We start from the raw sequence: 19,946 nt of genomic DNA, 5'->3' as shown, positions 1-19,946 counted from the left end.
AATACGGCCTCTCTCTCAAGAGTAAAGCGACCAGTGCAGGAAGAGAAGGAGGCCGAGGCCCGAGCCCGCGACGAAGCGCCGCCCCGGAAGGAGGAGAGCCTCGGGGGCCGTTCCCCTCCCCGTCAGCCAGACGAAGAGCGCGAGGGCGTTGAGGCCGACGTAGGCCTGCGCGAGCAGGAAGAAGGCGGCGAAGGAAGAGAGGGGCTGATGCCGCAACCCGAACCATGCCTCCAGGCCGAGCGACCAGGGAAGGAGTCCCGCGGCCATCGCGATGAGGGAGGGCGTCTTCCCCCAGCCGAGAGAGAGCAGGAGGACCACCGAAGCGACGGCGGCGGGCCAGAGCCCGCGCAGGGCCAGGGCCGTTCCGGGAGCGACCCAGAAGGCGGCCCCTTCCCTCAGGACGATCGCCCCGCCGACGAGGGCGGCGAAGAGCATGAAGTCGACGGCCAGCAGGAAGAAAAAGCCGAGGCGGACCGCCGGAGAGGGAGCCTCACTTGACGGCATCATAGGCCATGAGGCCGAGCAGGAGCGGGAGATAGAGGATCGAGGCGAGGAAGAGGACGCGGGCCGAGGCACGGTCCCGGCGCTGGAAGAAGCGCCAGCCCGCCCAGACGTATCCCCCGCCGATCACCACCGCGCCCCAGAAGTAGGGCTTCCCGGCGATGTGGAAGAAGGTCGGAAGGAGGCCGATGGGAAGGAGGGCCGCGGCCGTGTAGAGGGAATGCCGGGAGGTCTTCTCCCCCTGGGGGTCGTCCCCCGTGATCATGCGGAACCCGGCGTCGCGGTATTCGTCCCGGTAAAGCCAGGCGATGGCAAGGAAGTGGGGGATCTGCCAGAGGAAGAGGATGGCGAAGAGGATGTAGGCCTGGGGGCCGACCTCGTCCCGGGCGGCGGTGAAGCCGATGACCGGCGGCAGCGCCCCGGGGATCGCGCCGACGAGGGTGTTCAGCGTCGTGTGCCGCTTCATCGGGGTGTAGACGAGGACGTAGGAAAGGAGGGTCGCCGCCGCGATGACGGCCGAGAGGACGTTCACCGCCAGGGCGAGCCAGACCGTCCCGCCGATCCCGGCGAGGAGCGCCCCGACGAAGACCTCGCCGACGCGCCGCCGTCCCGAGGGGAGCGGCCGGGAGGCCGTCCGGGCCATCCGGGCGTCGTGCTTCCGCTCGATGACCTGGTTCAGGGCCGAGGCCGAGGCGGCGACGAGGCCGGTCGCGAGGATCGTGTGGAGGAGGAGCCGCCCGCTGACGACGCTCGGATTGCCGAGGTAGAACCCGGCCAGCGTCGTCATCAGGTTGAAGAACGTCAGCCGGAATTTCACCAGCTCGAAGAGGTCGGAGAGGAGGGTGTGCCTCTCAGCGGGGGCCTCGATCTCGACGGCGGCGGCGGTCTCGTCGCCCTTCATCGGAGTTTCTCCATGCGCCGCCAATGGATGATCAGGAAGGTCAGGTGGGAGCCGACCAGGAGGAGGAGCGCCCCCGTCACCACGTGGAGCGAGGTGATGAACGGATTCTTCTGGCTCCAGATCACCGTCATCCCGAGGGCGACCTGGAGGCAGACGAGGCCGGTCCAGATCCCGCTCAGGAAGCGGAGATGGGGCGGGCTCTGGCGGCAGCGGAAGATGGCGAGCGTCGCGGCGATGATCCCCGAGAGGATGACGAGGGCCATCGCCCGGTGGGCCACCTGGAGGTAGATCTGGACGAGCGAGGTCGGCACCTGGCCCGCCTGCTGCCGGTGCGCGTTGATGCGGACGAGGTCGGCCTCGGTCACGTGGGGGACGACGTGGCCGTAGACGGTGGGGAAGTCGGGGATCGAGAGCCCGGCGTGCTGGTGCCGCATGACCGCGCCGAGGATGAGCTGGCAGAAGATCAGCGCCGAGACGAAGGCGATGCCCTGCTCCCACCCCTTCGGCAGGCGCGCGCCGTTCGAGGGGAGGACCCGCCAGTTCCGGCTGTAGACGAGGGCGAGGAGGCCGGTGGTGACGAGGAAGAGCTGGGCGAGGGTGCCGTGGACGATGCCGTAATCCTGCTGGGCCTTGATCACCCGGATGCCGCCGACGACGCCCTGGAGTATGACGAGGGCGACGGCGAAGACCGCCAGCTTCCGCACCCAGGGGCGCGGTTCCTTCAGCCAGACCCACCCGGCGAGGATGACGGTGAAGAGGCCGACGACCGAGGCGACGAGGCGGTGGGTGTGCTCGTAGAAGATCGGCCCGATCCATTTCTGGATGGGGAAGGTGAACATGTTGTACCCGTAGCTCGTCGGCCAGTCGGGGACCGACATCCCGGCATTGAAGCTCGTGACCAGCGCCCCGATGCAGATCAGGAAGACAACCGAGGCGGCGACGAAGGCGCTGTAGAGGGGAAGGCCCTTTGGGAAAGCAGGGAACGTGGGGAAGGCAGGCGGAGAGGGGGGCTGGGGCTGGCTCATTACGGGGTTGGCAAGGGAGGAAGGTTAGAGCGGCTTGTCCTGCGATGAAAAGTCCGAGTTTTCGTCGGAAGCGGAAGAGGCACTGTATTCATACGGGCCCCGGTGGACGACAGGTATTTTTCCGAAGTTTCCCGGCGGAGGGGGCGACGGGCAGGCCCATTCGAGGGTCGCGGCCCGCCACGGGTTCTCCCCGGCCGGTTCCCCGCGGCGGAGGCTGAGGCAGAGGTTCACGAGGAAAACGAGCTGCGCCAGCCCGAGGCCGACAGCGGCGAGGGTGACGAACTGGTTGAGCGGCTGGAGGGAGCGGAGGTGCTCGTACTGGGTCGCGTCGGGAATCCGCCGCATCATCCCGCCGAGGCCGAGGGTGTGCATCGGGAAGAAGGTCAGGTTGAAAAAGACCAGGGTAAGCCAGAAGTGGAGCTTCCCCAGCCCCTCCCCCATCTTCCGCCCACAGACCTTGGGGAACCAGTAGGCGATCGCCCCGAAGACGCCGAAGAGGCTCCCCCCGAAGAGGACGTAATGGATGTGGGCGACGATGAAGTAGGTGTTGTGGATGAAGAGGTCGACCGGGGTCGCCGCCATGAAGATCCCGCTCAGCCCCCCGATGACGAACATCGAGATGAAGGCGAGCGCGTGGCACATCGGGAGGTCGAACCGGATCGAGCCCCGCCAGAGCGTCCCGAGCCAGTTGAAGGTCTTCACCGAGGAGGGGACGGCGATCAGGAAGGTCGAGAAGGAGAAGGCGGCCGAGAGGAGGAGGCTCATCCCGCTCACGAACATGTGATGTCCCCAGACGACGAAGCCGAGGCCGCCGATGGCGATCATCGCCCAGACCATCGCCCGGTAGCCGAAGAGGGGGCGGCGGGCGAAGACGGGGAGGATCTCCGAGACCACCCCCATCGCGGGGAGGATCAGGATGTAGACCTCGGGATGGCCGAAGAACCAGAACAGGTGCTGCCAGAGGAGCGGCTGCCCTCCCCGCGTGACGTCGAAGAAGGCGGTCCCGAAATCGAGGTCGAGGATCAGCATGACGTCGGCGACGAGGAGGACCGGGACGGCGATCAGGACGAGGAACCCGGTGATGAAGAGCGACCAGGTGAAGACCGGCATCCGGAAGAGAGTCATCCCCGGGGCCCGCTGCGTCGCGACCGTCACGGCGAGGTTCGCCGCCGTGAGGAGGGAGCCGAGGCTGTTGATCCCGAGGGCGACGCACCAGAGCGATTGCCCGGCGAGGCTCTGGTTGTAGCGGGCGAAGGTCGAGAGCGGCGCGTAGGCCGTCCATCCCGTCGCCGCCGCCCCGCCCGGGGCGAGGAAGCTCGCGATCCAGACCGCGCCCGAGAGGAGGTAGAGCCACCACGCGATCGCGCCGAGCCTGGGGAACGCCGTCCCCCGCGCGCCGATCTGGAGCGGCACGATGTAGTTCCCCAGCCCGCCCAGCAGCAGCGGCATGACGACGAGGAAGATCATCACCGTCGCGTGCATCGTGAAGGAGACATTGTACCCCTCGGCCCCGAGGAGGCCGAGCTTCGGGAAGGCCATCTGGCAGCGGATCAGCAAGGCCAGCGCCCCGCCAACGAAGAGGAAGCCGAGGGCCGAGACGACGTAGCGGAGGCCGACGGCCTTGTGGTCGTCGGAGGCGAAGAGGGAGCGGAAGGCGGGAGGGCGGGTCAGGTCGTTCATGGTTTCCTCGCCCCCTTCACCCAGGCTTCCCATTCGGCCTCCGTCACGACGCGGAAGCGGCCCTGCATCAGGCCGTGGCCCGAGCCGCAAAGCTGGCTGCAGGCGATCGAGAACTCGCCCGTCCGCTCCGCCGTGAAGGAGATCCAGTTGATCGTCCGGCCCGGCAGGAGGTCCTGATGGATGCGGAACTCGGGCGCGTAGAAGCCGTGGATCACGTCGAGGGAGCGGAGATGGAGATGGATCAATTTCCCGACGGGGACGACGAGCTCGTTGAACGCCGTCACGTCGTCGGCCCCGGCCGGGTCGGCGGGATCGAGGCCGACCTTGTTGTCGGGGCTCCGCTTCGCATCGTCAGCCCGGCCCAGGAGGCCGTCGGGGCCGGGATAGCGGATCACCCAGTCGTACTGCTCCCCGCAGACCTCGATGTCGATGGCCGTGCCGGGCGGCGGCGGGACGATCATCCGCTTCCAGAGCCCCTCCCCGAGGCAGAAAAGGAGGAGAAAGACCGCCGTCGGGATCACCGTCCAGATCACCTCGGCCTTCCAGCTGCCCGCGACGGGACTCGCCGTCCTCCCCTCCTGCCGCCGGTACCGGTAGAGGAACCAGAGCAACGTCCCCTGGACCCCGACGAAGACCGCCAAGACGATCCAGAAGATGAGGAGGAGCAACCCGTCGATCTCATGCCCGCCGACGGTGACGCAGGGAGGGAGGAACCAGAGGCCGCTCTGCCGCACCTCGGCCCGGAGCGGGAGGGGGAGGGCGAAAAAAAGGAGGGCGGCGATGGACAGGAGGCGCTTCAAGGGGAGTCCCGAAAGGGAAGTGCAAATTGAATCACCCCGACGCCGCGCCTTGCCAGCTTAAAACCATGGGCCGGTTCCCCTTTCCTGCGGCGTTTTGCCGCTGGGCCAGAATGTATTGCGGCGGGACTTGGGGAGACGGTAGCCTTTCCCTCTTCATGCGCCTCCCCTTCGTCACCTCCCTGACCAGCGAGGAGCGTTCCGCCCGGATCGCGGCGCGGCGGCAGCGGTCCCTTTTCTGGCGCTGGGTCCACCGCGGGGCCTCCCTCAACGTGGCGATGACCCTCCTCCTGACCCTCGGCCTCGCCTGCGCCGCGGCGACGATCACCGAGTCCCGCTTCAACACCGACGTCGCCCGGTATTACATCTACCGCAATCCGCTCTTCCTCGGCTGGCTCGCCATCCTCTTCCTGAACCTCTTCTGCGTCACCCTCGACCGCTGGCCCTGGCAGAAGCGGCACCTTCCCTTCGTCATCACCCACTACGGGATCATCACCCTCCTCCTCGGCGCGGCGGTCGGCTCCCGCTTCGGCTACGAGGCCTTCATGAGCCTCGAGAAGGGAGGCGTTCCCGAGGGCCGCGTCGCCCTCAACCAGAACATCGTCGTGATCCAGGGGCTCCGCACCGGCGGCACCTACGAGCATCCCTTCTCGACGCTCGTCGACCTCCCCGACGCCTCCCGTCCCCACCTGATCTCGGTTCCGGAAGCCCCCGCCAATCACCCCCTGACGCTGAAGATCGACGGCTACGCGACCTCGCTCGGCTGGGTCGAATCGCTGGCACCCGACGCTCAAGGCGGCCCCGGCCTCCTCCTCCGCTTCCGCAACGGCGCGACCGGGCAGGAGATGCCCCTCGTCCTCCTCCGGGAGAGCGAGGCGGGACGGAAACGGAGTTTCTTCGGGCTGGCCAGCGTCGATTGGGTCGCCTCTTTCGACGCCCCCGCCCACGAGGAGAAGCCGACACCGACGCTCCAACTCCTCGGCGGAACCGAGGCCCCCCTCCGTTACCGCCTGCTGCGCGGCGAGCGGGTCGAAAAGGAAGGGACCCTCCTCTCCGGCACTCCCCTTCCCCTCGGCTGGGCCGAATGGCAGGTGACCCTCGAAAGCGCCCTGCCGAACGCCCGCGTCGAGAAAACCATCGCCCCGACGATCGCCGCCACGGCCGAAGCCAACTCGGGCATCCGGGTCGCGCTCCTCGACGGGGAGAAACCGGTTTCCCCGTCCCTGTGGATTCCGTCCGGCACCTCCCAGGACCTCCCCAATCCGCTCAACGCCGAACATCCCGTCCGGGTCGGCTTCGGACTCCAGACGAAGCCCCTCCCCTTCGCCGTCGAGCTCGTCTCCTTCGACGTTCCCCGCGACGAGGGCGGAACCACCCCCTCCGATTTCATCAGCACCCTCCGCTTCTACGACCTCCGGGGGACGACCTCGAAGGCGACCGCCCACATGAACTACCCGGCCACCTACCCCGCCGGTTTCTGGCTCTCCGCGCTCGGCCTCAACTACAAGTTCTCCCAGGCCAACTGGGATCCCGACAACCTCGACCACACCACGCTCCAGGTCCTCCACGATCCGGGCTGGCCGCTGAAATGGGTCGGCTCCCTGCTGATCGTCTTCGGCATCGCCTCTCTCTTCTACTCCCGCACCCCTTCCCCATGAAACGCCTCCTCCTTCTTCTGCTCCTTGCGCTTGCGCTCATCGTCGGACTTCACGATGCCGATGCGGCCGGGGCCGCTCCGGAATTGAAATTCGATTCCCTCTCCCAGGTCGCCATCCAGGACCAGAGCCGCAAGAAGCCGCTGACCACCTTCACCCGCGAGGCGACCCTCCAGCTCACCGGGCGGACGAGCGTTCTCCTCGAGGACGAACACCGCACCCTTTCGGCCGACGCCTTCATTCTCACCCTCTGGCTCAATTCCGAGGGGTGGGACGAGAAACCGCTCCTCCTCGTCGATTACCTCCCCCTCCGCAAGGCCCTCGGCCTCCCCGCCGAGAAGAAGCGGTTCACCTATCGCGAACTCGCCGGGAACGCCGCCCTCCAGACCCTCCTCGCCGACGGCGGACGGATGAAGCCGACGCTCAATCCCGCGGGCGGGAACGACGGCGCCCCGCGCCTCCAGAAGGCCGCCGAGGATGTCGCCGCCCGGCTCCATCTCTTCGAGGCGATCGCCACCGGCCGCGCCTTCACCCTCCTCCCCTCCCCGCCGCACGCCGAGAACGGGGCCTGGCACGTCCTCACCGACATCGTCTCCCTCTACCCGAAGGAGACCTGCCTCGACGTCCTCCTCCCCTTCCGCGATTTCGTCGATGCATGGAAGGGTGGAAAACAGAAGGAACTCGACGACGCCTCGGTCCGCCTCGCCCGTTCCCTCCGCTCCCTCAACCCCGCCGCCTATCCGACCTCGGCGAAGCTCTCCCTCGAGGCCGCCTACCTCCGCCTCCATCCGTGGCGCTGGGCATGGATCTGCTACGGCGCGGCCGTCCTCGCCTTCCTCCTCACCGCCCGCTGGTTCCCGCAGGGCGGTTACCGGGCGGGATGGGCGCTGGCGCTGGCCGGGTTCGCCTGCCAGCTCTTCGGCTTCGTCTGCCGGATCCTCATCGCGGGACGCCCCCCGGTCACGAACATGTACGAGTCGATCATCTGGGTCTCGTTCGCCGTCGTCCTCTTCGCCCTCATCCTCGAGGCCGTCCACCGTTCCCGCGTCTTCCTCGCCGCCGGGACGCCCCTCGCCGTCCTCGCCCTCATGGCCGTCGACTTCCAGCCCCTCGCCTTCGACGCCTCGATCCAGCCGCTGACCCCCGTCCTGCGGAACAACTTCTGGCTCGCGATCCACGTCATGACGATCACCCTCTCCTACGGGGCCTTCGCCCTCGCCATGGCCCTCGGCCACGTCACCCTCTTCCGCTCCCTGCGGGGCAAGCTGGCCCTGAAGAACGACGCCATCACCCTCTACGTCTACCGCGCCCTCCAGATCGGCGTCCTCCTCCTCGCCGCCGGGACGATCCTCGGCGGCGTCTGGGCCAATTATTCATGGGGCCGGTTCTGGGATTGGGACCCGAAGGAAACTTGGGCGCTCATCACCCTCCTGGGCTACCTCGCCGTCCTCCACGGGCGGATCGCGAAATGGTGGGGCGACTTCGGCCTCGCGGTCGGCGCCATCGTCGGATTCCTCTCCGTCGTCATGGCGTGGTATGGGGTAAACTTCGTCCTGGGCAAGGGGCTCCACAGCTACGGCTTCGGGACGGGGGGGACGACGTGGGCGGTGATTTACGCGGTGATCGAGATTGCTTTTGTCGCGGTGGTTTTGCGGCAGAGGAAGAAAGCCTAGAACGTTTTTCCTTCCTGATCCCGAAGGGATCAAAGAAGGTAGCCGGGGGTTGAGCGAAGCGATACCCCCGGCTAATTTCTTCGACCCTTTCAGGGTCAAGAAAGGCTTACTCCTTCTTCCCCCACTTCACCAGGATCTGCGGCGCGACCAGGAGGCTGGTGATGAGGCACATTCCGACCCCGGCGAACATCAGGAAGCCGAGGCTGAAGAGGCCGGTATACTTGCTGACCATCATCGAGCCGAAGCCGATCATCGCGGTCAGCGCCGAGAGGAAGATCGCCTTGCCGGTGCTTCCCTCGAAGAGATGGACTCCGCCGTCTTCGCGGCAGCGGTCGACGGTGTAGACGCCGTAGGCGACGCCGATCCCGATCACGAGCGGCAGCGTCACGATGTTGGCCGGGTTGAAGTCGAACCCGAAGAGCCGCATCATCCCGACCGTCCACAGAATCGCGATCACGAGCGGGAAGATCGCCAGCGCGATCAGCCCCGGCTTGCGGAAGTGCAGCGAGATCAGGACGACGATGGCGACGAAGGCCCACTGCGCCGCCTTCACGTAGCTGGCGCGGAGGAGGTCGATGTACTCGTAGTTCTGTACCGCCATCCCGGTCACATGAGGATCGACGGTCCGCAGTTCCTTCACGAAACGGGCGTCGGGCTCCCGATCCCAGATGTTTTCCTTCGGCACCACCTCGATGAGGAGCTTTCCGTTCGGCGAGAGGTAGCGGTCGCGCAGCGGTGCCGGGATGTCGGCGGAGGTGATCGTTCCCGTCGTCTTCTGCTTCGCGAGGAAGGCGAGGTTCCGCTGCATCGTCCCGAAGACGCTGATCTGGTAGCGATTCAGCCGCTTCCCGAGTTCGTCCTGGGAGAGGCCCGCCATCGCCGCCTGGGCGCGGGTGAGCGGGGGGATGAGCTTCCCGAGCACCTCGACGGCCTCCCGCGCCTGCGGGATGACGGGGGCGAATTTCTTCGCCTGCGCCACCCCTTCGGTGCAATCGGCCAGCAGGGAGGAGATCTTCGTCCGCGCCCGCTCGACGTCGACCTGGTTCTTCACGTCGGTGCTCAGGGAGAGGCCCTGGAGGGAATCGACGATCCGCTTGATGATGGCGGCCTTGCTCGCCGCGTCGGTCGGGATGAGGTCGACGGGAGGGCAGCGGACGTCGGCGACGGTCGGCAGGGCCTTGAACGCCGCGATCTTCCGCTTGGCGTCGTCGATCGAGTCGGCGACCGAGACGGCGTAGAGGAGCGATTCCGAGTTGCCGCTCTCCTTGTCGGCCTGCGAGTCGTCGTTGAGGCGGTGGAGTTCCCGGACCGAATCGATCTTCGGGTTCTGGAGGTGGAGCGTGTTGTAATCGAAGCCGACCTTCGGGGCGAGGAAGGCCGCGCCGACGGTGACCGCCGCCGCGACGGAGAGGACGAGGCCGGGCCGGGAGAAGAGGACCGCGTTGATCTTCGCCGCCTGCTCGGAGGAGACGGTCGAGCCGGTTTCCCGGAGAACCTGGGGCGACTTCCGCCGGTCGAGGAGGACGTAGCAGGCGGGGAGGAGGAAGAGATTCGCCAGCAGGCAGAGGAGGACGCCGGAACCCGCCACGATGCCGAACTCGGAGAGGCCGACGAAGTCGTTGAAGCACATCGTGTAGAAGGCGATGGCCGTCGTGCTGCCGCCGGTGACGACGGCGACGCCGGTGTGGCCGATCGAGGCGACGAGGGCCTGCTCGAGGTTCGCGCCCTTGCCGAGTTCCTCCTCGTACCGCCCCATGATCTGGATGCCGAAGTCGATCCCGAGGCCGATCACCATCGCGACGAAGGCCTGGGAGATGATGTTCAGGTGGCCGACCGTGATGACGGTGAAGCCGAGCGACCAGCAGACCCCCATCAGGAGGACCCCGATGGCGACGAAGGGCCGGGTCCGCGCCCGGTAGCCGACCGCCATGAGGATGACGACGAGGACGAGGGCGAGGAGCCCCGCGTGGAGGCTGTCGGCGGAGCTGGTCTGGAGCTCGTCATCGCTCAGGACGGGAAGGCCGGTGAGGCCGAACTCGACGCCGGGGAAGGCGGCCCGCGCCTCGACGAGGAGCTTCCGGAGATCTTCGGTCGTCTTGCCGTAGGGCCGCTCGGAATCGACGACGGGGCCGGGGACGGCGCTGACGAGGAGGACCTTGCCGCCCTGGAGGCCGGGGTATTCGTGCTCGGCGAGGACGCGGTCGATGTCCTGGAGCTGGTCCTGGACGTGGCTGCTCGCCTGGTTCGAGACGGGGGAGGCATTCAGCGACGGAGGGCGCTTCCCTCCCTTGCCGCCGGTCTTGCCGGGCGCCTTGTCGGCCGTTCCCTCGATCGAGTCGGCCAGCTGGTTCAGCATGTCGACGAAGCGGTCGACGAAGGGCTTGAATTCCTTCCAGTTGTCCTTCTTCCGAAGGTACTTGTCGTTGAACATCCGGTCGGTCTCATCGAGCATCGAGTTGAGATCGAGGCGGACGTTCGCCTGCCGCATCTGCGTCGCATACCCGCCGACCTCCTCCTCGACCTTCTTCAGCTCGTCCGGGTTGAGGAAGAGGAGGAAGTGTTCCGAGATGTGGGAGAAATCGAAATGGTACATCACCCGGCGGATGCCGGGCTGCATCGCCTCCATCCGCGGCCCGATCCAGCGGATCGCCTCGCGGTTCTTCTCGACGTCGTCGGAGCGGATGATGACGACGTACTCGTCGTCGGCGTCGAATTCCTTCGCGTAGGCGAGGTAGTCCTTGTTCGCGTCGGAGTCGGCGCGGATCAGGTTGCTGGTGTCGTTGATGACCCGGAGTTTCGTCGCCGTCAGCCACGCGGCGACGGCGGTCACGATCAGGGACAGGAGGACGATGGTCCCGGCGCGGCGGAAGACGATGCCGGCCGCGCGGCGGAGTGCCCCTTGGAGAAGACGATGGATCATTGGAAAAAGTAACGCTAAAAAGGAAGTGACGCTAGGCGAGCGGCGCCGAAAGGGAAGCCTTGCCTGCGGGAGGAGGGGACGATTTCGCGGCTACGGCCTCGGCGGCAACGGGAAGCGGGGCGACCCCGATCTCCCGCAGCACCGCCTCGGCAGCCCGGACGCTCGCCCCGGCCTTGCCGAGGCGCTCGACGACGCGGCGCATCCCCTTCCGCATCTCCTCCTGCTGGACGGCGTCCTTCAGCAGCTCGGAGGCCCGGGCGGAGAGGAGGGCGGGGCTGAGGTCGCTCTGGATGAACTCGGGGACCACCTCGCGGTCGGCCAGGACGTTGACCATGCTGACGTAGGGAACCTTCACGACCATCCGGCCGATGAAATAGGTGAGCGGATTGACCTTGTAGAAGACGATCTGCGGGACGTCCATGCAGGCGCACTCGAGGGAGACCGTTCCCGAGGCGAGGAGGGCCAGATCGCACCGGCTGAGGTGGGAGAGCTGGTAGCCGACGTACGATTCGATCGGGATGTCGCCGCCGCCGCATTCGAGGAGGATCCGCTGGCCGAGGCGTTGCCGCTCCAGGTCGGGGCTCATCCAGACGAAGCGGAGATTCGGATGGCGGCCCATCAGGTCCCGCGCCGTCTCGATGAGGATCGGCAGGTGCTTGCGGATCTCCCCTTCCCGGCTGCCGGGGAGGAGTGCGACGCGCCGCTCGATCCGGTTCCCCGTCTCCTCGCCCTTCGGCTGGATGCGGTCCCAGATCGGATGGCCGACCCACTCGGTCCTGAGCTTCGGCACCCGCTCGGCGAACCAATCCTTCTCGAAGGGGAAGATGACGAGGAGGAGGTCGAGGATCTTCGCCATCGTCTTCGCCCGCCCGCTCTTCCACGCCCAGACCTGCGGGCTGATGTAATAGACGAGCTTCGTCGCCTTCAGCGCCTTGATCTTGCGGAGAGCCTTGGCGAAGCGGAGGTTGAAGCCGGGATAATCGATGAAGACGACGGCGTCGGGCTGCTCCTCCTTCGCCAGGGCCAGGAGGCGGCCGAAGAGGTCGCGGAGCGTCGGGTAATGCTTGAGGACCTCGACGAAGCCGACGACGGCGTGGTCGGTCAGGTCGAAGAGCTGCTCCTGGCCCGCCGCCCGCATCCGGGGGCCGCCGGTGCCAATGCAGCGGAGGTCGGGCCGGAAGCGGCGCAGGGCGTTGACCAGCTCGGCCCCGTGGCCGTCGCCGCTCGGTTCCCCGGCAATGAGGAAGACGACGGGGGGCCGTCCGTCGGCGCGGGCCGATACCGATTTCGCGAGGGATTCGGGAACGGGGACGCTCACGACGTCGCCCCCAGCGGCAAAGGCTGCGGCACGAAGGGGGCCATCCCCGAACCGGCCAGCTTCGGGTCCCAGATCATCGCCGTGATCCGCATCGCCACGTCGAGGGCGGCGGCGGCCCGCTCCCCGTCGACGAGGGGCGTCCCCCCGGCGGCGACGCACTCGAGGAACGACTCGAGCTCGAGCTTCAGCGGCTCGTCCTTCTCGACCGGGATCTTGTCCCGCGTGATCTTGTCCCCGGCCTTCCGGTAGATCTCGCCGCTCTGGTTCTGGTAATCGAGGGAGAGGTAGGCGTCGTCCTGGAAGACGCGGATCTTCCGCATCTTCTCCGGGCTGATCCGGCTCGTCGTGATGTTCGCCACGCAGCCGTTGCGGAAGCGGAGCCGGACGTTGGCGATGTCCTCGCTCTTGCTCAGCACCGCCACGCCGACCGCGTCGATGCTCTCCAGCGGGGAGCGGACGAGGTGGAGGATGATCTCGATGTCGTGGATCATCAGGTCGAGGACGACGCCGATGTCGATGCTCCGGCCCGGATAGGGGGAAAGGCGGTGGGCCTCGATGAACTTCGGCCGGGTCAGCATCCCCTCGAGGGCGCGGAAGGCGGGGTTGAAACGCTCGATGTGGCCGACCTGGAGGATCGTCCCCCGGCGGGCCGCCGCCTCGACCATCTCCCGGGCCTGGGGGAGGTTGTCGCTGATCGGCTTCTCGATGAGGAGGTGCTTCCCGGCGGCGATCGCCGCCATCCCGATCTGGTGATGGGTGAAGGTCGGCGAGGCGATGGTCAGCGCGTCGACCTGGGCGAAGAGTTCCTCGACGGAGGCGAAGGCCGTCCCCTTGTGCTGGGAGGCGATCTTCTTCGCCGTCCCGGCATCGGCGTCATAGAGGCCGACGAACTCGGCCCGATCGCTCTTGGAATAGATACGGGCATGCTCCTTGCCCATGTGACCGACCCCCACGACCCCGACACGCACTTTACTCATCTTTTATAAATACAGAAATACCGCAGCGAACGACGAACGTGAACCAAGCCTAGCCTATAAACCGATCAGCGCCACCTTGCCCTCGGCGGCCAGGGCCAGCACCCGCTCCCGGTCGAGCAGGAGCGTCCGCCCCGCCTCGCAACCGATGGCGGCGATGCCCGAGGCGATCGCCCCCTCCAGCGTCCGGGGACCGATCACCGGAACGTCGAAGCGGAAATCCTGATTCGCTTTGCTCACTTTGACAAGCGTCGATCCGCTCCGCCCCAACTCCCCTCCCCGCTTCAGCGCCGCATCGGTACCCTCGAAGGCCTCGACCGCCAGCACCGTCCCCCGCTTCACCACGACCGATTGGCCGACGTCGAGCCGGGCCATCTCCTTCGCGATCTGGAAGCCGAAGGCCGTATCCTCCGTGATCTGCCGCTTCGGCTTGGGACCGCCGAAGTGGCCCGTCGGCGCGAGGGAATCCTCCATAAACGTCGTCGCCGGAAGGAGTTCCGTCCCGCCCTTCGCCAGCTCGTCGGCCACCGCGCCGAAGATCGTCTCCGCGTTCCGCTGCTTCAGCTTCGCCAGGAGGAGGAAAGCCTTCAGGTCGGGCTTCAGGTCGAAGAGGCGGCCCGGGGTGATCTGCCCCGCCATCACCGCTTTTTTGACGCCGTGCTCCTTGAAAAAGGAAAGAAGCGCGCCGAGTTGTCCCACCCGGAGCGTCGTCGCCTCGTCGGCGAGGGCATGGAGCGAGGGGTCCGTTTCGGCATCGAAGGCGACCAGGGAAAGACGCTGCACCCCGGCGGCGCGGGCCGCCTTGGCCAGGAGGACCGGATAGCTCCCCTTGCCCGCAATGAGACCGAGGTGGATAAGAGAGGGAGGCATTTTTACGTAAAGAATAGATGGCGAAACAAAACGGTCCTTGACCGTCTACCTCGAATTGCTAGGTTACTTGTCTTTTGGTACACTAAGCAGTTCGTCGGAGGAGGTGGAAACTTTCGCTAGTTTCCACTTTTTTGTCTCCGGCGATCAAACAGAAGGAGACAACCATGAGTCAAGAAATCGTTGCGATCATGGAGTACATGGAGAAGGAAAAAGGGATCAAGCGGGAGATTCTCATCGAAGCGATGCAGAACGCCCTGCTGGCCTCCTCGCGCAAGAGCTTCGGCCCTGCGAAGGACCTTCGCGTCGAAATCGACCCGAAGAACGGCAAGATCCGCGCCTTCGCCCGTCTCGAGGTCGTTGAGAAAGTCACCGTCGCCCACGACCAGATCTCCCTCTTCCGCGCCCGGGACATCAAGCCCGACGTCCAGCTCGGCGAGTCCGTCGACATCGAGGTGACCCCGAAGGAATTCGGCCGCATCGCCGCCCAGGTCTTCAAGCAGACGATCAACCAGACCCTCCGCGGCATCGAGCGGAAGATGATCTTCTCCGAGTTCAAGGACCGTGCCGGCTCCATCGTCAGCGGCACCATCCGCCGCTTCGAGCGTTCCGACATCATCGTCGACCTCGGCAAGTTCGAGGCCATCATGCCCTCCCGCGAGCGCGTCCCCACCGAGGAATACAACCCCGGCGAGCGGATCCGCGCCTACGTCGTCACCGTCGACGACGGCCTCCGCGGCCCCGAGATCATCGTCAGCCGCAGCCACCCGAACTTCGTCCGCCGCCTCCTGGAGCTCGAGGTCAACGAGATCAACGACAAGACCGTCGAGATCAAGGCGATGGCCCGCGAGGCCGGCTACCGCACGAAGATCGCCGTCTTCTCCGCCAACGACAAGATCGACCCCGTCGGCGCCTGCGTCGGCATCCGGGGCGCCCGGGTGAAGAACATCGTCCGCGAGCTCAACAACGAGAAGATCGACCTCTTCAAGTGGTCGTCGAACCCCCGCGAACTCGCCGTCGAGGCCCTCAAGCCCGCGAAGCTGAAGAGCATCGAGGTCGACGAGGCCGCCAAGCGCGTCAAGGTCCTCGTCGACGGCGAGAACTACTCCCTCGTCCTCGGACGCAAGGGGCAGAACACCCGCCTCGCCACGAAGATCCTCGGCGTCGGCTGGGAGATCGACATCACGAAGGAACACACCGCCGAGGAAAACTTCGCCGAGCAGATCGCGAAGGCCGCCGGCGAACTGGCCCTCTCCCTCTCCATCGACGCCGCCCTCGCCGACAAGATCGTCCACGCCGGCCTCGTCAGCGCCGAGGCGATCGCCGAGGTCGAGGAGGCCGACTTCCTCGACGCCCTCCCCGACATCGACCCCGAAGTCGCCAAGGGCGTCCGCAAGGCCGCCCTCGACAAGGTCAACGCCACCGCTTAATCCCCGCAGCCAGACAACCCTCCGATCCCGCCCTCTCAACCGCCGCCCGATCCAGCCCCACCCCACCGCATGCCTCCCGCCAAGACCACCGCCCCCGCCACGAAACCCTCGGCTCCCGCCGCTCCCGCTCCTGCCACGGCAGCGGCCCCGGCCGTCGAAACTCCCGTCGGCGGCGGCAATCCTGGTGCGGAAGCCGCTTCCGAGGAAAAGCTGATCACCATCAAGGGCCCCGTCGTCGTCAAGGACCTCGCCGGGAACCTCGGCCTGAAGCCGTTCCAGCTCATCCATCACCTGATGGAGCTGAACATCTTCGCCACCCTCACCCAGGTCCTCGACGAGGAATCGGCCAAGAAGGTCTGCACGAAGCTCGGCTACTCCTTCCATACGGAGAAGCGGGACCGCGCCGCCCATCCGCCCACGCCCCCCACGCCGAAGAAGGACAAGCCGAAGAAGGAGGAAGTCTCCGTCGACACCACCCTCAAGCTCCGCGCCCCCGTCGTCACCTTCATGGGCCACGTCGACCACGGCAAGACCTCCCTCCTCGACGCCATCCGCAAGACCCGCGTCGCCTCCGGCGAAGCCGGCGGCATCACCCAGCACATCGGCGCCTACAGCGTGAAGCGCGGCGAGCAGCACATCACCTTCATCGACACCCCCGGCCACGCCGCCTTCACCGAGATGCGTTCCCGCGGGGCCAAGGTCACCGACATCGTCGTCATCGTCGTCGCCTCCGACGACGGCCTCATGCCCCAGACCCTCGAGGCCATCGCCCACGCCAAGGCCGCCAAGGCCCCGATCATGGTCGCCATCAACAAGTGCGACCTTCCCGCCGCGAACCCCATGAAGGTCAAGGGCCAGCTCCAGGAGCAGGGCCTCGCCCCCGAGGAATACGGCGGCGACACCATCGTCGTCGAAGTCTCGGCGACCAAGGGGACCGGCATCGACGCCCTCCTCGACATGATCCTGCTCCAGGCCGAAGTCCTCGAGCTCAAGGCCCGCTACACCGGCGACGCGAAGTGCCGCGTCATCGAGTCCCAGACCGAGGTCGGCCGCGGCCCCACCGCCACCGTCCTCGTCCTCGAAGGCTGCCTGAAGGTCGGCGAGATCGCCCTCTGCGGCCCCTTCTACGGCCGCGTCAAGGCCCTCATCGACGACATGGGCAAGAACGTCAAGGAGGCGACCCCCTCGACCCCCGTCAAAGTCATCGGCCTCGACGGCGTCCCCTCCCCCGGCGAGGAACTCGTCACGCTGGAGAACGAGCGCCAGGCCCGGACGACCGCCGAAGAGCGGGCCGCCGCCCTCCGCACGAAGAAGATCGAGTCGGCCCCCAAGGTCACCCTCGAAAACCTCTTCGCCACCATCGCCGACGGCCAGAAGAAAGTCCTCAATCTCATCATCAAGGGTGACGTCCAGGGCTCCCTCGAGGCCGTCGTCGGCCAGCTGCGGAAGATCGAGAGCAAGAAGGTCGACCTCGAGGTCGTCCACACCGCCGTCGGCCCGATCAGCGAGTCGGACATCCTCCTCGCCAAAGCCTCCCAGGCCATCGTCATCGGCTTCGGCACGAAGACCGACAACGCCGCCGCGAACGCCGCCAAGCGCGAAGGAATCCAGATCAAGCTCTTCAGCATCATTTACGAGCTCGTCGACCAGATCAAGGACGCCATGGCCGGCCTCCTCGACCCCGAACTGCGTGAAAACCAGATCGGCACCGCCATCGTCAAGAAGGTCTTCGACCTCTCGAAGTACCCCGTCGCCGGTTGCTCCGTCCAGACCGGACGCGTCACCCGCAACGCCCGCGCCCGCATCATCCGGCGCAAGCAGCCGATCTACGACGGCGGCGTCCAGACCCTCAAGCGGTTCCAGGACGACGTCTCCGAAGTCCGCTCCGGCATGGAGTGCGGCATCCGCCTCGGCGACTTCACCGAATACGAGGAGGGCGACATCATCGAGTGCTACACCCTCGAGAAGTTCCCCCAGAGCCTCTAGCCCGTCCCGGCTCGACCGAACCCAAGGCCTCCCCCCCGGAGCCTTGGGTTCTTTTTTGCACGAGGCCGAGATTTCGAGAGTCTCCATTCCAAGCGACTTCCCGGGGTGGTGAAGTCAAAACGGGCGGCCATCCCACAGGCTCATGCATTGCACTTCAGTCTTGTTTAGAATAAGATGGGAATCGCACCCGCTCTCATTATTGGACGCAAAACGTGTAGTCCGGTGATGCAAAGGCCGCAACGAATCGGGATCTTCGTTTGGTTCGCCGGGTGTCCCCCCCTTTCTTCGCATAGACTCCGCCCTGATCGCAATCCCCCCGAGTTTCAGGGATTCATTGCTTCGAGCTAGAGACGATGCTCTGGCGAGACCCAGATAAGAAGCCCCACAAAGAGCAGGATAGCAATCCAATGCATGGAATGATCATTGCATCGCATCATGATCCAAGCTTCCCAATGTTCAGCCTGGATAGCGCATTCCCTTAACACTCATGTAGTTCATCTCATGAACTTTTCACCCTCATAAGATTGCCTCCTTTCCAAAAGCCGTTAATCTAGAGGGCCGTTCATGGAACCCGCCGCCCTCGCCCCTGTTTCCTCCCCCGCCTTCGATCCTTACGCGAGCAAGATCGCGCGGCGGGCTGCCGAGCATGGTTGGCTGAAATGGGCGATCCTCCTCGCCGCCTCCTTCGGCGCGATCCTCGAGGTCATCGACGTCAGCATCGTGAACGTCGCCGTCCCCGACATGCAGGGGAACCTCGGCGCGACCCTTTCCGAAATCGGCTGGGTCTCCACGGCCTACACGATGGCGAACATCATCGTCATCCCCCTCTCCGCCTGGCTCGGCCATCGCTTCGGGAAGAAGCGTTACTTCATCTTCTCCCTCACCGGCTTCACCTTCGCCTCGGTCCTCTGCGGCATGTCGGTGAACCTCACGATGCTCCTCATCGCCCGCGCCCTCCAGGGCCTCGCGGGGGGCGGCCTCCTGGCCAAGGCCCAGGGCATCCTCTACGAGACCTTCCCGAAAAAGGATCAAGGCAAGGCGACGGCGATCTTCGGCCTCTGCGTCATCGTCGGCCCCGCCATCGGCCCGGCGCTGGGCGGCTACCTGACCGACGCGTTCAACTGGCGCTGGATTTTCTTCATCAACATCCCCTTCGGCATCCTCGGCGTCTGGATCGCCTACCTCTTCTTCCTGAAGGACAATCCGGCCGACCTGAAGAAGGACGAGGACGTCGATTGGCTCGGCATCGCCCTCCTCTCCATCGGCCTCGGCACCCTCCAGATCGTCCTCGAACAGGGCGAGCAGGAAGATTGGTTCGACTCGAGCTTCATCCGGAATTCCCTCGTCATCAGCGCCGTGGCGCTCTTCTTCTTCGTCCGGCACGAGTTGAAAACACCCCACCCCGCCGTCGACCTCCGCGTCCTCCGGCACCGGACCCTCGCCGTCGGCAGCCTCTATTCGATTGTCCTCGGGATCGGCCTCTACGGGGCGATGTTCGCCGTCCCCCTTTTCACCCAGCACTCCCTCAACTTCACCGCGGCGAAGACCGGCCTCATCCTCATCCCCGGCGCGCTCGCCTCCGCCGTCGCGATGATCGCGGTGAACATCGGGATGAAGCGGTTCGACCCCCGCATGCTGATCGCCTTCGGGGCCATCGTCACCGTCGTCTCGATGCTCCAGCTCGTCGACATCAATCCGGGGACCGGGGCCGGGGCGCTCTTCTGGCCCCTCGTCCTGCGCGGGTTCGGCTCGGCGATGATCTTCATGCCGCTCTCGATCGCCACCCTCGGCTCCCTGCCGAAGATCGACGTCGCGGCGGGCGCGGGATTCTTCAGCCTCACCCGGCAGCTCGGCTCCAGCGTGGGCATCGCGATCATCACGACGATGGTCCAGAAAGCGACGGCGACCCACCGCGCCGAGATCGTCACCCACATCGATCCCTACCAGGCCGCCTACGCGGAGCGCCTCCAATCGGGCATCGCCTCCTTCACCGCCTCCGGCTCCGATCCCGAGACCGCGCAGAAGCAGGCCATCGCGATGATCGACGCGGCGGTGAACGGGCAGTCGGCGCTCCTCGCGTATGTCGATATCTTCTGGCTGATGGTCATCCTGTTCGGTCTCACCCTTCCGCTCCTCCTCTTCTTCAAGAAGAGCGATCCGAAGATCGCGGCGGAAGCGGCGGCGGAAGCGCATTAGGGATTAAAAGGGGGGGGCGCGGG

The 19,946-nt window shown here is 66.2% G+C and carries 14 protein-coding genes; 5 read left to right on the top strand and 9 right to left on the bottom strand.

The genetic code is table 11. The annotated features are described in order from the left end of the window. Window positions 1–15 precede the first annotated feature (15 nt). The 5 genes from BLU04_RS11820 to BLU04_RS11800 are packed head-to-tail and all read right to left on the bottom strand — an operon-like array spanning window position 16 to window position 4,907. Window positions 16–507, bottom strand: coding sequence for a hypothetical protein (locus BLU04_RS11820; RefSeq protein WP_093286265.1), 492 nt, complete (start codon window positions 505–507; stop codon window positions 16–18). Then, window positions 491–1,402 carry a heme o synthase gene (gene cyoE / locus BLU04_RS11815; protein ID WP_093286262.1) on the bottom strand — a complete coding sequence of 304 codons (912 nt, stop codon included), beginning with the start codon at window positions 1,400–1,402 and terminating at the stop codon, window positions 491–493. Before cyoE ends, BLU04_RS11820 begins: the two co-directional genes overlap by 17 nt. Next, window positions 1,399–2,427 (bottom strand): COX15/CtaA family protein, encoded by a 1,029-nt coding sequence (locus BLU04_RS11810; RefSeq protein ID WP_093286259.1) that lies wholly within the window; start codon window positions 2,425–2,427, stop codon window positions 1,399–1,401. Before BLU04_RS11810 ends, cyoE begins: the two co-directional genes overlap by 4 nt. 24 nt (window positions 2,428–2,451) lie before the next feature. Further along, window positions 2,452–4,107 carry a cbb3-type cytochrome c oxidase subunit I gene (locus tag BLU04_RS11805; RefSeq protein ID WP_093286256.1) on the bottom strand — a complete coding sequence of 552 codons (1,656 nt, stop codon included), beginning with the start codon at window positions 4,105–4,107 and terminating at the stop codon, window positions 2,452–2,454. Further along, window positions 4,104–4,907 (bottom strand): cytochrome c oxidase subunit II, encoded by an 804-nt coding sequence (locus BLU04_RS11800; protein WP_093286253.1) that lies wholly within the window; start codon window positions 4,905–4,907, stop codon window positions 4,104–4,106. The genes BLU04_RS11805 and BLU04_RS11800 overlap by 4 nt, the downstream gene beginning before the upstream one ends. Before the next feature lie 155 nt (window positions 4,908–5,062). Between BLU04_RS11800 and BLU04_RS11795 the strand changes: the two genes are divergently transcribed. Both BLU04_RS11795 and ccsA read left to right on the top strand, forming a co-directional pair. Further along, on the top strand, window positions 5,063–6,562 hold the full coding sequence (locus BLU04_RS11795) for a hypothetical protein (protein ID WP_093286250.1): 1,500 nt from the start codon (window positions 5,063–5,065) through the stop codon (window positions 6,560–6,562). Further along, window positions 6,559–8,232 (top strand): cytochrome c biogenesis protein CcsA, encoded by a 1,674-nt coding sequence (ccsA, locus tag BLU04_RS11790; RefSeq protein ID WP_093286247.1) that lies wholly within the window; start codon window positions 6,559–6,561, stop codon window positions 8,230–8,232. Before BLU04_RS11795 ends, ccsA begins: the two co-directional genes overlap by 4 nt. A 106-nt stretch (window positions 8,233–8,338) precedes the next feature. On the opposite strand, the gene BLU04_RS11785 is transcribed toward ccsA, so the two are convergent. From BLU04_RS11785 to lpxI, 4 genes are read right to left on the bottom strand one after another with little or no spacing between them, the layout of a single operon-like run. Beyond that, window positions 8,339–11,152: an MMPL family transporter gene (locus BLU04_RS11785; RefSeq protein ID WP_093286244.1), complete on the bottom strand. Its 2,814-nt coding sequence runs from the start codon at window positions 11,150–11,152 to the stop codon at window positions 8,339–8,341. Window positions 11,153–11,183: 31 nt separating this feature from the next. Then, window positions 11,184–12,470, bottom strand: coding sequence for a lipid-A-disaccharide synthase (gene lpxB / locus BLU04_RS11780; RefSeq protein ID WP_093286241.1), 1,287 nt, complete (start codon window positions 12,468–12,470; stop codon window positions 11,184–11,186). Then, complete coding sequence (locus BLU04_RS11775) at window positions 12,467–13,447, bottom strand: Gfo/Idh/MocA family oxidoreductase (protein WP_093286238.1); 981 nt, start codon at window positions 13,445–13,447, stop codon at window positions 12,467–12,469. Before BLU04_RS11775 ends, lpxB begins: the two co-directional genes overlap by 4 nt. 54 nt (window positions 13,448–13,501) lie before the next feature. After that, complete coding sequence (gene lpxI / locus BLU04_RS11770) at window positions 13,502–14,314, bottom strand: UDP-2,3-diacylglucosamine diphosphatase LpxI (protein ID WP_093286235.1); 813 nt, start codon at window positions 14,312–14,314, stop codon at window positions 13,502–13,504. Between the two features lie 164 nt (window positions 14,315–14,478). Here lpxI and nusA point away from each other — a divergent pair, with 164 nt between their 5' ends. The 3 genes from nusA to BLU04_RS11755 all read left to right on the top strand — a co-directional run bounded on the left by nusA (window position 14,479) and on the right by BLU04_RS11755 (window position 19,923). Then, on the top strand, window positions 14,479–15,741 hold the full coding sequence (nusA, locus tag BLU04_RS11765; protein ID WP_093286232.1) for a transcription termination factor NusA: 1,263 nt from the start codon (window positions 14,479–14,481) through the stop codon (window positions 15,739–15,741). Window positions 15,742–15,810: 69 nt separating this feature from the next. Beyond that, the gene (gene infB, locus BLU04_RS11760) at window positions 15,811–17,727 is read left to right on the top strand and encodes a translation initiation factor IF-2 (RefSeq protein WP_093286230.1); all 1,917 of its coding nucleotides are present in this window, start codon (window positions 15,811–15,813) and stop codon (window positions 17,725–17,727) included. A gap of 564 nt (window positions 17,728–18,291) precedes the next feature. Further along, the gene (locus tag BLU04_RS11755; protein ID WP_093286227.1) at window positions 18,292–19,923 is read left to right on the top strand and encodes a DHA2 family efflux MFS transporter permease subunit; all 1,632 of its coding nucleotides are present in this window, start codon (window positions 18,292–18,294) and stop codon (window positions 19,921–19,923) included. Window positions 19,924–19,946 lie beyond the last annotated feature (23 nt).

The sequence above is a fragment of the Verrucomicrobium sp. GAS474 genome (genome assembly GCF_900105685.1).
Taxonomy (GTDB): Bacteria; Verrucomicrobiota; Verrucomicrobiia; order Methylacidiphilales; family GAS474; genus GAS474.
The sequence above is the reverse complement of the archived record's forward strand: the minus strand, read 5'-3'. Positions and strand labels throughout refer to the sequence as shown.

What these genes read in the sequence shown, in the direction of transcription:
- BLU04_RS11775 (WP_093286238.1), bottom strand. Translation starts at nt 13,447, where the DNA reads ATGAGTAAAGTGCGTGTCGGGGTCGTGGGGGTCGGTCACATGGGCAAG.
- BLU04_RS11755 (WP_093286227.1), top strand. Translation starts at nt 18,292, where the DNA reads ATGGAACCCGCCGCCCTCGCCCCTGTTTCCTCCCCCGCCTTCGATCCT.
- BLU04_RS11795 (WP_093286250.1), top strand. Translation starts at nt 5,063, where the DNA reads ATGCGCCTCCCCTTCGTCACCTCCCTGACCAGCGAGGAGCGTTCCGCC.
- BLU04_RS11785 (WP_093286244.1), bottom strand. Translation starts at nt 11,152, where the DNA reads ATGATCCATCGTCTTCTCCAAGGGGCACTCCGCCGCGCGGCCGGCATC.
- BLU04_RS11820 (WP_093286265.1), bottom strand. Translation starts at nt 507, where the DNA reads ATGATGCCGTCAAGTGAGGCTCCCTCTCCGGCGGTCCGCCTCGGCTTT.
- infB (WP_093286230.1), top strand. Translation starts at nt 15,811, where the DNA reads ATGCCTCCCGCCAAGACCACCGCCCCCGCCACGAAACCCTCGGCTCCC.
- cyoE (WP_093286262.1), bottom strand. Translation starts at nt 1,402, where the DNA reads ATGAAGGGCGACGAGACCGCCGCCGCCGTCGAGATCGAGGCCCCCGCT.
- ccsA (WP_093286247.1), top strand. Translation starts at nt 6,559, where the DNA reads ATGAAACGCCTCCTCCTTCTTCTGCTCCTTGCGCTTGCGCTCATCGTC.
- BLU04_RS11810 (WP_093286259.1), bottom strand. Translation starts at nt 2,427, where the DNA reads ATGAGCCAGCCCCAGCCCCCCTCTCCGCCTGCCTTCCCCACGTTCCCT.
- nusA (WP_093286232.1), top strand. Translation starts at nt 14,479, where the DNA reads ATGAGTCAAGAAATCGTTGCGATCATGGAGTACATGGAGAAGGAAAAA.
- BLU04_RS11805 (WP_093286256.1), bottom strand. Translation starts at nt 4,107, where the DNA reads ATGAACGACCTGACCCGCCCTCCCGCCTTCCGCTCCCTCTTCGCCTCC.
- lpxI (WP_093286235.1), bottom strand. Translation starts at nt 14,314, where the DNA reads ATGCCTCCCTCTCTTATCCACCTCGGTCTCATTGCGGGCAAGGGGAGC.